5 protein-coding genes are annotated in these 14,807 nt (G+C 64.7%); 1 reads left to right on the top strand and 4 read right to left on the bottom strand.

The window, feature by feature from the left end:
- Positions 1-4,983 precede the first annotated feature (4,983 nt).
- From ACUXVA_RS20740 to ACUXVA_RS20725, 4 genes are all read right to left on the bottom strand, one after another.
- The gene (locus ACUXVA_RS20740) at positions 4,984-10,644 is read right to left on the bottom strand and encodes a two-partner secretion domain-containing protein (protein ID WP_445487832.1); all 5,661 of its coding nucleotides are present in this window, start codon (positions 10,642-10,644) and stop codon (positions 4,984-4,986) included.
- Positions 10,645-10,924: 280 nt separating this feature from the next.
- Complete coding sequence (locus ACUXVA_RS20735) at positions 10,925-11,911, bottom strand: FecR family protein (protein ID WP_265078623.1); 987 nt, start codon at positions 11,909-11,911, stop codon at positions 10,925-10,927.
- A complete protein-coding gene (locus tag ACUXVA_RS20730) occupies positions 11,908-12,549 on the bottom strand; it encodes an RNA polymerase sigma factor (protein WP_265078624.1) in 642 nt (213 codons plus the stop codon). The genes ACUXVA_RS20735 and ACUXVA_RS20730 overlap by 4 nt, the downstream gene beginning before the upstream one ends.
- 71 nt (positions 12,550-12,620) lie before the next feature.
- Positions 12,621-13,268, bottom strand: coding sequence for an STN domain-containing protein (locus tag ACUXVA_RS20725; RefSeq protein WP_265078625.1), 648 nt, complete (start codon positions 13,266-13,268; stop codon positions 12,621-12,623).
- Between the two features lie 387 nt (positions 13,269-13,655).
- Between ACUXVA_RS20725 and ACUXVA_RS20720 the strand changes: the two genes are divergently transcribed.
- The gene (locus ACUXVA_RS20720; protein ID WP_445487829.1) at positions 13,656-14,576 is read left to right on the top strand and encodes a hypothetical protein; all 921 of its coding nucleotides are present in this window, start codon (positions 13,656-13,658) and stop codon (positions 14,574-14,576) included.
- The last annotated feature ends 231 nt before the right edge of the window (positions 14,577-14,807 follow it).

Below are 14,807 nucleotides of genomic sequence, written 5' to 3'. Positions count from 1 at the left end.
AGATTATTACCGTCCCTGAACGCCTGCGGATCGAGGCTCGCCAGCGTCGCGGGCCGGAACGGCGTCGTGAGTATTGCCGGATCGGCGCTGGATCGGGACACGACGCCGCCATAGATCGACTGGCCCGCCAGCCATTCGAGCTCGCCGTGCGGTGACGGCGCGAGGATCAGCGTCCCGGCCACATCCCTGGCCGCATAGATGCTGCCGGACGGCGCGACGGCGCGCAGGATCGACGGGTAAGACACATCGCTTCCCCCACTGATGAGCGGCATCTTTGCATTGCCCGGCGTCAGATTGCCGCCGGCGGCGAACAGATCGATCGCGGTCTGATCGCTCCACAGGCTGAACCAGACTGAGGGCGTGTTCGGATCCGGATCGATGGTTTCGCGGCGGGTGGCATCGATGACGCCGCCGACCACCAGGTCGGCGCGCGTGGTCAGGGCAAAGGTCGCATCGCCCGGCAGCAGGGTCGGCCCGCCGAACATGCCGGCCTGCGTCGCCGTGAAGGGATCGTAGGGGCGCACCTCTCTGGGGTTCTGGGCGACTGCATTGGCTCCGTATTGCAAACGGATATTCCCGATGCTCGCTGCGCTGACAGAGCTATTGCCCCGCAAATTGGCAATCACGCCATCCAGCATCGGCGCCGATCCAGAGACCACGAGATCGGTGGCGGTCGCCAGCAGGTTGGGATTGAGGCTGCCGCCGATGCGCACATCGAGATCGCCGCCGCCCGTCAATACCAGATCGCCCTGGGCGTTGACCCGGCCGGTCGATCCGACCGCGAGCACCAGTCCCTGGCTGCGGAAAGGACGCGGGTTGGCCTCGACGATCCTGTCGATGGCGCCAGCGTTGCCGCCGACCTCGACCTTCAGATCGCCGCCGCCGAGCGTGCCAAAGCCGGTGAACCCCACCAGATAGGGAAGCCTGTCGTATTCGAAGGTCGGATAGTCATCGCTTCTGACATAGCTGCCGAAGTTGATCCACCAGGCCGCGCCCGCGTCGCTGCCGGCCGCATCGCCCTGGCGCCACAGCCAGTTGGTGGGATCCGCACTCGGCTTCTGATAGATGCGGAATTCTTCCGAATAACCACCGAATTGCCAGAGATCGCCGGTGAGATTGCCGCCGGCACGCAACAGCAGATTGCCGCCTCCCGTCGGATACCAGGCATGCGAGAGCCGGCCATCGCCACTGACGAGGCTTTCATAGTCCGCGCCCTCCTTGCCCAGCACCTTGCCATCGCGGATCAGTGCCCGTGGCTGATCGAACGCCGCGCCAACGCCCTGCGACTGTGTGCCCGCGGTATAGACGCCATAGGGCGAACGCTGGGCCAGATTGCCGCCGGCAACGAGGTCGAGATCGCCGGTGCCGGTGCGAACCACGCTGAAGATCGGATTGAGCGGAATATAGCCGAGGAAATCGCCGATGATCACCTTGTCCGGGGTGGCGGGGATCGGTTCGCCGAGCGAGACGCGGTAACCTGGATAGTCGAGGGTAGATTCGAGATAGAGGGGCACGGGATCGCCCGCTTTCATCGGACCTGAGAGCCCCCATGACGCCCAGTCAGTATCGAGACCCAAATCTGCGACGGCCAGCGCAGTGACAGTATAGTGGTAGTTGACGCATGCGTAGGGAGCGTCGGCGCAAAGAAAGTCAGGGCCCCATTCATCCCCAACTGGTGTTCCCGGTGCCGCTCCAAAATCAGCCGCTCCCTGGTCGCTCCAATACCATTTGCCGCCCGGCCGCGCCGGCGTGCCCTTAATGATGGTCTTCTGGTACTTGTCGAACACCGAATAATGGCTATCGGCCAGCGTCAGATTGCCGGTCGCGTCGCGCGGGCGCAGCATGCGGCTATCGGCGGCGCCGAGATCCGCACCGGCGACCAGCCGCATCGACCAGCTTTGCGAGCCGGCCGGCAGCATGCTGGCCACCGCCCAGTTGGCGCCCTGACGGCCGTTCGCGTCGGCGGGCCGCAATCGAACGGAAAGTGCGCCGTTGGGCAGCTTGACTACGGTCTGCGACGGGATCAGGCCGCCCATCGGCAGCGTCAGGTTGCCGTCGAGCGTCACGGTGTATGGCACTGGGACGTATGGCAGTGCGACACCCTTGGGCCAGACCATCGCCTTCAGCGACAGGGCGGCAGGCGCGACGAAACCCGCACCGAGCCGTGTACCGGCCGGGAGCGTGACGGCCTGCGCGAGACGTGTGCCCGCGGCGTAGAGCAGGCTGCCGTCCGCCGCGTACACGTCGCCCGCCAGAATGGTGTTGGCCGGCAGGAGGACGGCACCGTTCAGCACCGCCGCGGCCGGCAGTCGCGTGCCCGTCGGCACGGTCAGCGCCTTGACCGGCAGATCGTAATTGAGCGTGCGGCCGGGTGTAAAGGTGGTGCCGTCGGCGAGCGTCACACTGCCGTTGGGCACGATCACATCGCCGCCGAACGACACCAGACCGGGCCGCAGGATCCAGCCGTCGTCGTCCGGTGTGGCGGGCGGCGGCGCGAAGCCGTCGTTGATGCTGCCATAGATGTCGAGATTGCCGCCGGCGCGCAGATTGAGCACGCCGACCTCGCCCGATCCATAGACCGACGGGTTGTGCGGAAAGTGCGGATTGACCCCGTCATAACGATGGCCCGACAGGTCGAGGTCGCCCTTGACCACCAGATCGCCCTCGGTCCGCACCTCGACCAGCGGCCGCAGGTGGAAGGCGTCGCGATAGGCGGCGTTGTTCAGTCCCGCCAGCTTGCCGTTCATCAACGTCGCATTGCCGAGCGCTGCGTTGATGAAGTTGCTGCTTTCGGTGTGGCGGTGATTCAGCCAGTCCTGATCGATGAATTGATAAGGCCGGCCGCTCGCCGTGGTCTCCGGGCCGACCGGCACCTCGGCGCCGGAATAGACCCGCACCGCGTTGACCGCGATCGAGCGCGCGCCCTGAATGGTCAGCGTACCGGAAGCGTCGATGGCGATGTCGTCGGCGCCGAGACGCGGCGCGTTCAATTCCAGCGTACCGCGCAGGACGCCGTCATACTGACCGGGTGCGGTGCCGACGGTTGCCTTGGTGCCGTGCCGCAGATCGATCCGCACGCCCGATGCCAGCGTCAACAATCCATTCCCGGAGCTGAGTTGGACGATGGCCCGGTTCGGGCTGTCGATGATCTTGCCATAACTATCGACGCGCAGCCGCTCGCCATGGGCATCGAGCACCGCGCTGCCGGTCAGCGTCAAGCCGCCATTGGCCGCGAGCCGGATCGATCCGACCTCCGCGCCGCTGGCGTCGATCGTCCCGGTGACGGTGAGGTGGCCGCCGTCGAGCGAGAGGTTGACGTCACCCGCGCGCAGGCCGTCGCCGATCACGAGATCGCCTTGCTTGAGCTGGAAGCTGCGCCCGCCGAACACCTCGCCCGCATTGAGCCGCGCGTTGAGCGCGGCGAATTGGTCGCTGAGCGTGCCGCTGCCGCCGAGCCGCTGTGCGCGCACGTCGATGAAGCCACCGCGATAAGGCACGATCGTGCCGCCGGCAACGTATTGGCCGCTGGTCGCGCCGAGGATCGCACCTTGCAGATCCACCTTCCCGGCGCCCGCGCCGAGCGCCGACGCCGTCAGCCGGCCAGCGTGATTGTATTTGGCCGAAATGTCGATGGTCGAACCGGCCGCCTGGCGGATGTCGCCGTTGCGGCTCTCGAGAATGACCTCGCCGCCCCGGCTGTATTTCTTGACGTCGGAGAACGTGACCTCGCGGCCCGCCATGTCGATCCGCGCCGCGTCGGAAAGCACGATGTCGCCGGTGGCGCTTACCGTCAGCCGTCCGCTCGGCAGCGTCACCGCCGTGGCAATCGACACGGTCGCGCCGTCGAGTGCGAGTTCGGCGCCCAACGCCTCCGCTCCAAGCACGGTCCCGGCCATCGCGCCGGATGGCGCGGTGACGGAGATCGCGCCGCCCGCCGTGATGCGGTTGACCGAGCCGGCCTCGCCGGTCAGCAGCGGGGTCGAGATGTTGAGAGCGCCGCCGCTGTAGCTGTAGCCTGCACCGGGCACATAGGCGCCCTGGCTCTGATAAACCGCGAGACTTCCCTTGTGATTGGCGGTGATCCGATCGCTGGCGTTGAGATTGACGCTGGCGAAGCCGAGCGTTAGCCGTCCCGCATCGTCCACGCCGCTGACCTGAGTCTTGGGGCCGTAGCCGAAGGTGATCCGTTCGGCGTCGATGACGAGCGAGCCGCTGCCGGCACCGGCGCCGCCGGTGATGACAGAGCCCGGACCGCCGGTGCCGCCGCTCCAGACCAGGTTTTCGGTGTGGATCGTCGCGACATCGCCGGAGCCACCTGCCCCGTAGATGGCGGGGGTGCCGAACACCAGATTGGCGATGCGGGACTTGCCCGAAGCGTCATAGGTGTCGAGCTTCACCGTGCCGAAGAAGTTGACCGCGTCACGCGCGGTCAGGATCAGGCTTTCGAGCGCCGGAGCGCCGGTCGAGGTGTCGCCCTTGAGCAACCGGTCGAGCACCGTCTGGTTCAGCGTGAGCCCCGAGGGCAGCACGTTCGTCGCGGCAGCAGCGGCGAGCGCCTCGCGCGTCCCGACATTGACCGCGCCGACACCGAGCGCGAGGTTGCGGGTGCCGAACCGCACATTGTCGCCCAGTTCAAAACGGTTGGTCGTGGCGAACCCGATCGTGCCTTCCGAGTAGAGCGTGGTCGGCGCATTGCAATTGCCGCTCGCGCCGCAGGCGCCGATCAGGATCGCACCTTGCGATGTGATGGAGGAACCCGCCGGCAATATGTCCAACCGGCCGTTGGATACGGCGAGCATCGAGCCACCATGGCCGTAGTTCATTGGTGTGTAGATGAATCCGCTCGTCGAATCGAACGGGGTGGCCCCCATGCCCAATGTGCTGATGCCGGCGCCGGCCTCGATCGTGATCGCGCCCGTTTGGCCGGAGGGCCACTGAAAGCCCGTGACCAGGAAAACCTCCGCCGCCCGCAGCATCGCGCCCTCACGCAGCGTGATGCCGAATGTCTGGTCGGCGCTCGCGAACTCGACGTAATTGCCCGTCTGCCCATAGGTGATGGTCGGCTTGGCACCGATGGTCAGCCGGCGCGCGGACAGCGCGTTGAGGTCGTCGGCGTAGACCGAGACGCCCGTGAAGCCCTCGCTCGCCGGCGCCCCCGCCGCCAGGATCTCGATCTCTCGGCTCGAGCTGCTTCCGAGCAGGCTTGCCGAACCCGCATAGCCGCCTTGTCCGGCGCTGAAATCCACTGCGCCGTGGAACCGGAAGGCGTTCGCACCCGCGCCGGATACGAGGTTGAGATAGAGATTCTGGCCGTCGAGCGGCAACATCGCGCGTGGCACGCCGAGACGCGCCGCATCCGCCAGCGCAAACCTGGCGTAGTTCGTCTCGTTGTAGAGCGAATAGGTTCGCGTCACCTTGGCCGGAGTCAGGATCACCTGCCGCGCAAGACTGTCGCGGATGTTGGTGTTGGCGACGCCGAGCCGCGCGGCGGCGAGGTAAGAGCCATCGGCCATCGCCGCCTGGCCGATGAGACCGCGCGAGATCTGGCGTCGCCGCGATCTCGACCCGGAAGGCGCCCGGCAACAGCGCATAGGTCGATGGCATCAGCGTGTAGGTACCGGCCGGCAGACCGGGCACGCTGCCGTCGAGCGTGATCTGCTGGCCGACCAACGGATTGCCGGCGCCGGCGTCCGGACCGACCGGCGCATAGCCGGACGCCTGGTTCGGCACGATGGCATAGACGGTGTTGCCGGACGCGCTGAACCCATAGACCGGATTGGCCTTGATCAGCGGATTGCGCAGCACATCGATCGAGCCGCCACGGCCGCTGACGAAGCCCGCCCCGGTCAGATCGCCGCCGCCCGACAAGTCGATCAGCGCGCCACTCTGGACATCGACCTTGACGCCGAAGAGCGAGACGCCGCGCGTCGCGGACACAGCGCCTTCCAGCGCGATCTTCTTGTCCGCATAGTACCAATCGATGCCATCGACCGTGCCGCCATAGGGCATGATCAGCCCCTTCGAGCTGGTCGAGGTGATGCTGCCGGGCAGGAGATTGATCGTGTTTGCTCCGGATTCACTGCCCAGGCCAATCGTCCCGAGCGGCGCGCGAACCACGCCGCCCTGGTTGATCGTGTAAGCCCCCAGCGTCAGTTTTCCGAACGCCGAAAACGGCTGGGCCACCGGTGCCTGGCCGGTGCCGCGAATGGTGAGGCTGTAGGCGGGATCAAAAGCACGATTTTCGTCGAGGCCTTTCAGCCAACCGGCCCGGACTTCGGCGCTTGCGCCGGTCGCGGGATATATTTGCTGCGCGGCAAGGACGAGATCGCCACGGGTCTGGAGCAAGGTCGCATTCAGGCTGCCGCTGTGCAGGAAGCGGATATCCCCGCTGCTCTGCAACGCGACATCCGCGAACCCGCGCCGGTCGAGCGTGAAACTCGGTCCCTTGCCGCTGACGCCGAACGTGACGGAGCGCTGGACATCCAGCAATCCCGCCGTCGCGCTGAACCGCGCGGTGGTCTGCCGTGCCGATGAGATGCCGCCATTGATGACCGGTAGATGGCCGCCGCCGTCCGACCGGATATCAGGCACGCCCGAGAGGTGCATATAGGGCGCGGAGAGGGTCACGCGGGCGTCGGCCTTTGAGGTTTCCGCCAGCGCCAGCGACGTCGAGAACAACTGCAGGCTCTGGCTCATCGCCAGCGACACGTCGCCATCGAAGGCGATGATGCCGTAGCTGAGCAAATTGAGATTGCCGAAGCCGCCGGCCTCGATCTGGTCGACGCCGATCGCGGCCTTTCCAAAAACCAGGCTGCCGTTGGCCGAAGCCGGCGTGGCGTCGGCCGCCAGCGCGCTGCCTGGCGCCGTCTGGGTCACGATGAGATCGCGCGAGCGGTACCCACTGGCGTTCACATCCCGATATTGCGGAGTGCCCAGACTGACCGTCAACGTGCCGCCGGCAGCTCCCGCGCCGCCGGCTTTGGCCCGCCAGGTTCCGCGGAGATCCAAGCCGTCCGAAGATGCGAAGGAGATCGCGCCGCCACGGCTGGCCACCTCGGTCGAACCGCCGTTCCACAGATCCAACGTCGTCGCGGCGCCGGATGCGTCGAGCAGCGCTCCGTCGCGCACGACGACGAACGCCAGGGGACCGCCCGGCTGACCCGACGACAGATTGATCGCGCCTCCGATGGTGATGCTGCCGCCGTCCAGCACCGTGCCATAGCGTCGGCCCCGCATATCGACAGCACTGAAGGCGCGGCCTGCGACATCGAGCACGGCGGTCTGGCCGATCCAGATCGAATTGCTGTCAGAAATGCCGCCACCGCCGCCGATGCGGATCGAACCGCCCCAGGCGTTCAGCGTGCCGTTGACGGTCACCTGCCCGACGCCGGAGATATCGATCGACTGCCCGGGATCGACGGTGAGTGCCGCGCCCTTGCCGACGACCAGACCGACCGCCGCCGGATCCGACGATAGGACGCCCGCGGAGAGCGACAGGCTGGCCCCGCCGCGCTGGATCAACCGGCCTTTGGCGGAATCCTCCAGATACAGCGGCGGCGTCCAAAGCTCGAGCCCCGCAGACGGATCGCTGCCCGTGGCCACGGCGAACGCGCCCGCAGTGAAACGATAGACCGGCATGGTGACGTCGATCGTCGCACCATCGGCGACCGCCAGGCCCTTGTGGCCGTTGACGCTGTAGCTGGCGAAGCCGCTGCGGAACAGCGACGCATCGAGATTCAGCACGAGGCTCGCATCGCCGTCGCTTTGCTGAGCCTTGCTTCCGATCGCGATCACCCGGCCGGATTCGATCCTGAGCTTGCCGCCGCCTGAGACGCCGAACCCGGCGATCTTGCCGTCAAGGGTCAGCCGGCCGCCAGACCGAACATTCCCTTGATCGGCCAAGAGCGTAACGTCGCCGCCCTTGCCGCCGCGCGTTTTCCCGGTCGACAGGATGGCGGCGCCGGAAGAGACGTCGATGGTGCTGCCGCTCGCGAGCGTGACGTTCCGGGTGGAATCGAAGGTGACGCTGCCGCCATCGACATAGGCGAGACCGGAGAGTTCGTTCGGATCGGTGCGACCGTTGGTCCAGAGTCCGCGCACGTCGATGATCGCGCCGGTGCGCAGCGTCACGCCCGGCATCGTGGGCAGGATTGCGACCATGCCCAGGATATCTGTCTGGACGGTGACGCTGCCGCTGCGGGCGACGATGCCGGCATTGATGTCGACGGTCGGCGCGAGCAGCTTGACCTGCCCGCCATTGGCCAGCGTCAGCGTCGCATCGACCGCGATGGAGCCCCTGGTGGCGATCGTGAGGCCGCCGAGACCCTGTTCGCTGAGACGGTCCGCATCGAACCAGGCGGTATTGGTGCGGACCGACGGCAGGAGGTCGGTGGCGGACAGGCCGGCGCTGATGGCCGCGACATTGCCGAAGCGGACATCCGAGCCGTAGGCGGCAACCTGGCTTGGCGTCGCGTCATAGCGGCCCAGCCCGAGCGTGCCCTGCAGCGGCACGGCGTTCTGCACCTGCTTGTAGCCGTCGGAGAGGCCCGCGGCGCGCGCACTGGTCTGGCGCGCGCCCTTGACGACGTCGGCGATGATATCCGCCTCGAAGATCGATGTGGGTGTCGAGAGGACGAGTTTGCCGGCATCGCGGCCGACGCTGTAGCCCTCCTCCCAGCGCAGCGAGGTACGGCCGCGGTCGAAGATAGAGGTCCAGGTTTCGGTGAGACGATCGTCGACCTTGCCCTGGATGTTATGGGTACGGGTGAAGCCGCCAGCGAAGCTTGTGAACGTCATGTTTGCCGGCGCCGTGTCGACACTGTAGCGGCGGCCGTCGCTGCCGACGAGGTTGGTGGAGCGGATCCAGCCCGCCGCATAGTCCAGCGCCCCGCCGGAAATGTCGAACCGCGCGCCCTGCCGCGCGACGACTTCGGGTGCCGCCAGCGTGATAGTTCCGCCGACCGCCGACCATTCCCCGATCGTATGCGCGATGTTGCCGAGATAGCCGCCGACTTCGAGCAAGCCGCCCGCGGTGTAGTAGCGATCGCTGGCATAGCCGCCGGTACCGGCCGGCACCAGCGTGAGTCTGCGCACATCGATCCAGGCATCGTTGTTCTTGAGCACGTTGGAATCGCGGTTCTGCGGCGAATCCCTGAGTTCATTGCCCTGGACGTTAATCTTGATATTGTTCGACGCCATCGCCAGCGCGACGTTGCGCACGCCCGATGCATCGAGCGCGGCGCCATCTTCCGTAAAGATGCGCTTGTTCGCGGACACTGCGATCTGGCCGCCTTGCGCCGCGGTGTAGGAAGCGCCCTTGAAGATGACGGTTCCGCCAGTGACGATCTCGACGCGGGACTGATCCTGGCGGTCGGCCAGCAGTGAGAGGTTGTCGAACGCCCCGACGGAGCTGCCGGCGCGGGCCGGATTGGCGGCAGCAGAGGCCGCGATCAGCGCGTCACGCTGGCTGTCGAGCGCGGTCTCGCTGCTATCCAGTTCGGGAACCACGCTGGTCAGGCTGCCGGCGCCAAGCGTGATGCTCCCTGCGCTGTCCGACGCCGCATTCAGCAGATGAATGGTGCCGCGGGTGTTGACTGATGTCGTCGAGATCAGCGCCCCGCTCTGCACCAGTTCGCGACCCGCAAGAGTGATATCGCCCTGCTGCGCGAAGATCAGACCCGTATTGCCGACCCGGCCGCTCGTGCTTCCGACATTGATGACCGGCGACACCTCATTGCCGCGCGTGGTCGATGCGGTGTTTCCGTCGGTCCCGAACCCGGCGCGCAGAATGAAACTGTCACCGGCGGCGAGCAGTGCCTGCCCCTTCGGCGTCGAGATTGTACCGGCATTGCCGACCGAGTGGCCGAGCAGTACGACCGACCCGCCGCCCGCGGTCACCGATGCAGGCGCGCGTGTTGTAATCTGCGCCCCCACCTCGACGTGGATCGCACCGAGCGCCTCGGTAAAGCTCGGCGTCCAGGTCGCGCCAGTCTGCGTCGAATAGATACCCTTGAGGAACTGGTCGTCCGTAATCTTCGCTGCTGCGGCGACCAGCGAGCCGACATTCACCTGGCTGTTGCCGCCGAAGACGATGCCGCTCTGGTTGATCACATAGACATGGCCATCGGCCTTGATATTGCCGAGGATCTGGCTCGGCGCGGTGGCGTTGGTGACGCGATTGAGCGCGACCCAATTGGCTTGGCCCTGCTGGTCGAAGGTCAGCGTGGTGCGCGAGCCGACATTGAACGACGTCCAGTTCAAAATCGCCTGCGACTGCGTCTGGCGGATGCCGACCTGGGTCTGGCCTGCACTATCGACGCCCTGCGTCGGAGTGTTGGCGCCGCTCCAACCCGCCGGCACGTCCGGCAGCAGGCCGCCGGCGCCGAGACCATTTGGCACCGCGACGGGCGCCGTCAGCGACGTCTGCTGCGCGGCTGCCGCCGCACGCGCCGCAGCCTGCATCCCCTGAATGTCCTGGATCGTACGCGCCGCACGCGCCAGCGAGTTCTGCGTCTGCTTCGCCGCCGCAGCCGCCTGCTGCGCCGCATAGGCCGCTGCGTCCGACGCAATGTTCGGCGCTGACGGCGCTGTGGAGCCGCCATTCAGCGCGCGCGCATGGGCCCCATCGCCCGACACCAGCATCATGCCGATTGCAAGCCCGCTGCTCCCCGCGAGCAGCCAACGCCGCGCCCCCCGCCTGCCAGACTTGTTGTTATGACGCAGAGGAGAGCGCGACTGGGAGCCAGACATGCGAGGCAGCATCGGACAATCTTTCAAAAAGGCAGCCGCGCGCGGACCAGACGACCAACGCGCTCGCCGGACTCCCCGGCTGCCTTAAGGACGCTCGCCCCTGCGGAAAGCGGAAACGCAAACCGCAAAAATATACTGTGTGGACAACGCGATATACGTCACGTGATCGTCGCAATCAGCCGACGATAACGATGCCACCCGCAAGTGTTGTGACCTTTGCGCCGAACACTTCCCGGAATTGGGTAGCCACCGCGTCTAGGCGCGCGAGCTTGAAGCGTGCGCTGACCTGACGCCGGCCGAGTTCGGCATTTGTCAGCACGATGCGACCTGGCCGGTAGCGATTGATTTCATCGATGACAAAAGCGAGTGGCTTGTTCTCAAACACCAGCATGCCATCGCGCCAGCCGGCGGCGACGAAGGGATCGACGCTCACGACCGTGCCGAGATCGTGACCATAGCCGATCTGCTGCCGGGCGCCGATATCGGCGTCTTTTCCACCCACGGCGATATCGACGCGGCCCGCAAGGCAAGTCACCTGCACGCCCGCCGCGTCGCACCGCACCACAAACTGGGCATTGGCCGCAGCAACGGTGCCGCCACCGGCCCGAACACGAACGGGCATCGCTCCTGCCGTGACCGCTGCTTCGCCCTCGACGAGTTCAATGCGTTGCTGATCCGGGCGACTCGCACCAATATTCAGGCTTGTACGCGTATTCATCTCCACCGAAACACCCCCGGCCAGGTCCAGCTTGCGCTGCTCTCCCACAGCCGTCCGATAATCAGATGCAAGTTCCGACAGCGACGGCCACAAACCGAGCGGCGGACGGACCAGCATCGCGCCGCCCGCCGCTGCGACCGATGCCGCGATGGCGCCGCCGACGAAACCACGCCGGCCAATCGTACGTGTTCGCGCTGCGCTTGCCTTCCCGCTCTGAAGACCCGCCGCCTGTAACGGAGCTTCGAGCATCCGCCACAGCCTCTCCGCCTGCGCATAGGCTTCGGCATGTTGAGGGCTCGCCGAGCGCCAGCGCTCGAATTCGCGCAACTCGGCCTCGCTCGCATCGCATGTCGCGATTTGCACGACCCAATCCTTGGCGCGCGCACGCAAATCAGCGGGGTCATCCGTTATCACGATCACTGGATCTGGCACCGGGCCGCTCATGTTAGCCACCGTTGAGGCGGCTCGTCGCCCCCGTGATCGGCCAGGCAGGCTTCGCAGTGATCCAGCGCCTTGCGCAGTTCGAACCGCACCATGCGCGCCGAAATGCCGAACCTATCGGCAATCTCGTTCTGCGACAGTCCCTCGATCCGCGCGGCCATCAGGATCTCGCGGGTCCGCGGCGACAAAGTCGCAATGGCGCGGTTGAGCGCATCCAGCTCAGACCGGGATTCAATCTCGCGCTCGGGCCCGGGCGCATCGTCTGGCACCGCATCGAGCGGCACATTGCCTGTATGCTGCCGCGACATGCGCTGTTCGCTGCGCCGACGATCGGTCGCGATGTTCATCGCCACCTGCAGCACATAGCCGGCCGGACTCTGCACCATGCCGATCTCGTCGCTGCGATTGAGACGCAGCCAGGTCTCCTGCAGACTTTCTCTTGCCAGCTCCTCGGAGCCGAGCCTTCGGGTCAGCCGCGCACGGAAATCGTCATAGCGGGCGGTCAGCAAGTCGCGCAGCGACGCCCAGCTCATCGCGCCGCGACCGTATCGGCGCTCTGGATTGGCGCACACCAGCTCGTGGCCCCGCGACCCAAACACCACAACCGGGAAGATGTCGGCAAAGAACACACGTCCAGACAACCCTCACCCCGATGCGCCGCTATGTAGCCCGCTTTTGTGACGGTTCTGCTACAAGGCGAAGCACATCGACTTCATGGCTCGCAACCGGGCTCGTGAGGCAACAGGGCCATGGTCAGCGGTTGTCGCATCCCCGGAGGCGGAACAGCGCCGATGCTCAGGCGCTGAAGGGCCTGGGCGATTGCATCATCGCGACGAAAACTTCCGGTCGAACTCAGCAACTTCGCGCGCCGCACGGTCCCATAGTCGGTGAGCCAAAGCTGGACGGCGATCCGGTAGTCGCGGGACCGTGTTTCAACGCTGTTGCAAAGCTCGCCGATGATCCCTGCCTGTACATGGCCAAGAAACATGCGCTGTTGATCGGACAGCAGCTCCGCCCTCTCCTGCGGCCTGAGGGAGACGGTCACCGCGTCGAAATCCGTTCGGCGTCCGACGAGGCCGGTCCCCGATAGCAGCTTGTCGAGTGCGGCCTTCGATAGTTGGTATCCCGTGACGGCGGCGGACACGCGCCCCGCCACCAGCGAGGTCTCGTAGAGGACCTGCAGCCCGCTTGTCTCGGCATAAGCGTTCAAGGCAGCCTTCAGGTCCTGAGATGGAATGGCATAGTTTTGCTGTTCGCCCTCGGCACCGACCGCGACATCCGGACGCAAGCCTACACACGTATAGACGCAAAGGAGCCAGAGACAGAACGGGAGGACCGAACGGCGTTTTAGGTAGTTCATAGGTGCTTCGGCCTCTGGTGTGAATAAGCACCGAATGGGACCCCACTCGGATGATCGCAGTACTTTGATCTGGCAAAGGGAAATTGTTCGGGATGGATCCGGATCGGCGCCGATCCGGATCCCATTTTTACCTAGTCGCTCGCTAGATCAATAGGTTGGCATTCGTGCAACTCGGGGCCCCGCGTCGGTGCTTAGGCGTACGGCGGCAGTCGCTGGATTTCCAATTGTCAAAGAAGGTGCCAAAGGAATTCTTGAACTCCTATCCCAGTTAGACCGTGAATATGTGGGCGGCTGGAAGACCTCCGGCCCTGCCTCAGTCTATGGCAAACTTTTTCCCGTCTGACCCATGGTTTGAAACAGGCGACGTACGCACCGGTACATGCGATCGTGACCGATCACATCTTGTCAAAGTTCCCAATTGGACCTGGCGAAATCCTGTTCGGCGTGCCCGTGAAGACCCGTCGGCTACACTCGATCCAAACAGCAGCTAAGTTTTATGGAGTTTACGCCAAGCGTCTTCGGAAAGCGCTTGAGGTCGAAGGATTGGTGCCAGATCCTTCAGCTACAGATCACGACGTTCTGATCGATGTTGCTGACGTAGAACGAGTCGTTCTGCGCGAAAAGCATAGCTTGACCCTTTTGCAGGCTCAAGAGCGCCTCAACGTTAGCGAAGTCTCCATGAATGTCTTGCTCAAGGCGGGCCTCATCAACCGCCATCGCGTTACCAGCGGTAAAAGGGGCGACCGATACTTTGACTACGAGATCGATCAGTTCCTGGACAATCTTTCGATCAATGCCCAACCGATCAAAAAGGAAAATGGGAACGTCATGAAAATTCGATCCGTCGCTCGCTATGCTCTGCGGTCACTTTCTGACGTCATTCAGCTGATTCTTGATCGGAAAGTGAGCTGGGTTGGTAGGCTACCCGAAGTGAAAGGAATTGAAGCGCTCGTGCTAAGACTCGACGAAGTCAAAGCCGTAGTGAGAGGACCAACATTTGAAGGCTTGACGGCCGTCCCGGCAGGCCATTTTTTGCAGATCACAGCACCCGTTCTTCGCGAGATTGCTCGCCGCGGTATTATTAAAACTATCCGATGCGCGGATCCTGTAAACCGCAGTTCACGAATTGTTTTCCCGCTTGCGGAACTTGAACGCTTTCGCCTTGATTATGTCTCTCTTAATCATCTGAGGGATGGTCGCCAAGGCGGTTGGGTTCGGAGGAAACTGGCAGCGGACAACATCATGCCGGCTGAGGAATTGGCGGGTCTCGAAGCTACTTTTTACAAACGATCTGACCTTAAGATCTAAGCAATCACCCGATAAACTAAAAGCTCCCATTTTCGGGAGCTTTTTTTGCTTCTTTGAAGGTCAAACTAGGCTGCAATTCATGGACATTACACTCGAACGCGGGTTAGGAAAAACCCACAAAACGCGGGGTTTCGAGCGTTCTAATGGACAGACTAGTCTTTTCTCCACAGCGCGGAGATTGTTGTTTCCAACTAAGTGAGACGTCCGCGCGGCCTTCTGACCATTGGCGCG

Source organism: Rhodopseudomonas sp. RCAM05734, assembly GCF_052658035.1.
The sequence above is the reverse complement of the archived record's forward strand: the minus strand, read 5'-3'. Positions and strand labels throughout refer to the sequence as shown.

Excerpts from the sequence above, each read along its gene's own strand:
- ACUXVA_RS20725 (WP_265078625.1), bottom strand. The coding sequence starts at position 13,268 with ATGAACTACCTAAAACGCCGTTCGGTCCTCCCGTTCTGTCTCTGGCTC.
- ACUXVA_RS20735 (WP_265078623.1), bottom strand. The coding sequence starts at position 11,911 with ATGAGCGGCCCGGTGCCAGATCCAGTGATCGTGATAACGGATGACCCC.
- ACUXVA_RS20740 (WP_445487832.1), bottom strand. The coding sequence starts at position 10,644 with ATGATGCTGGTGTCGGGCGATGGGGCCCATGCGCGCGCGCTGAATGGC.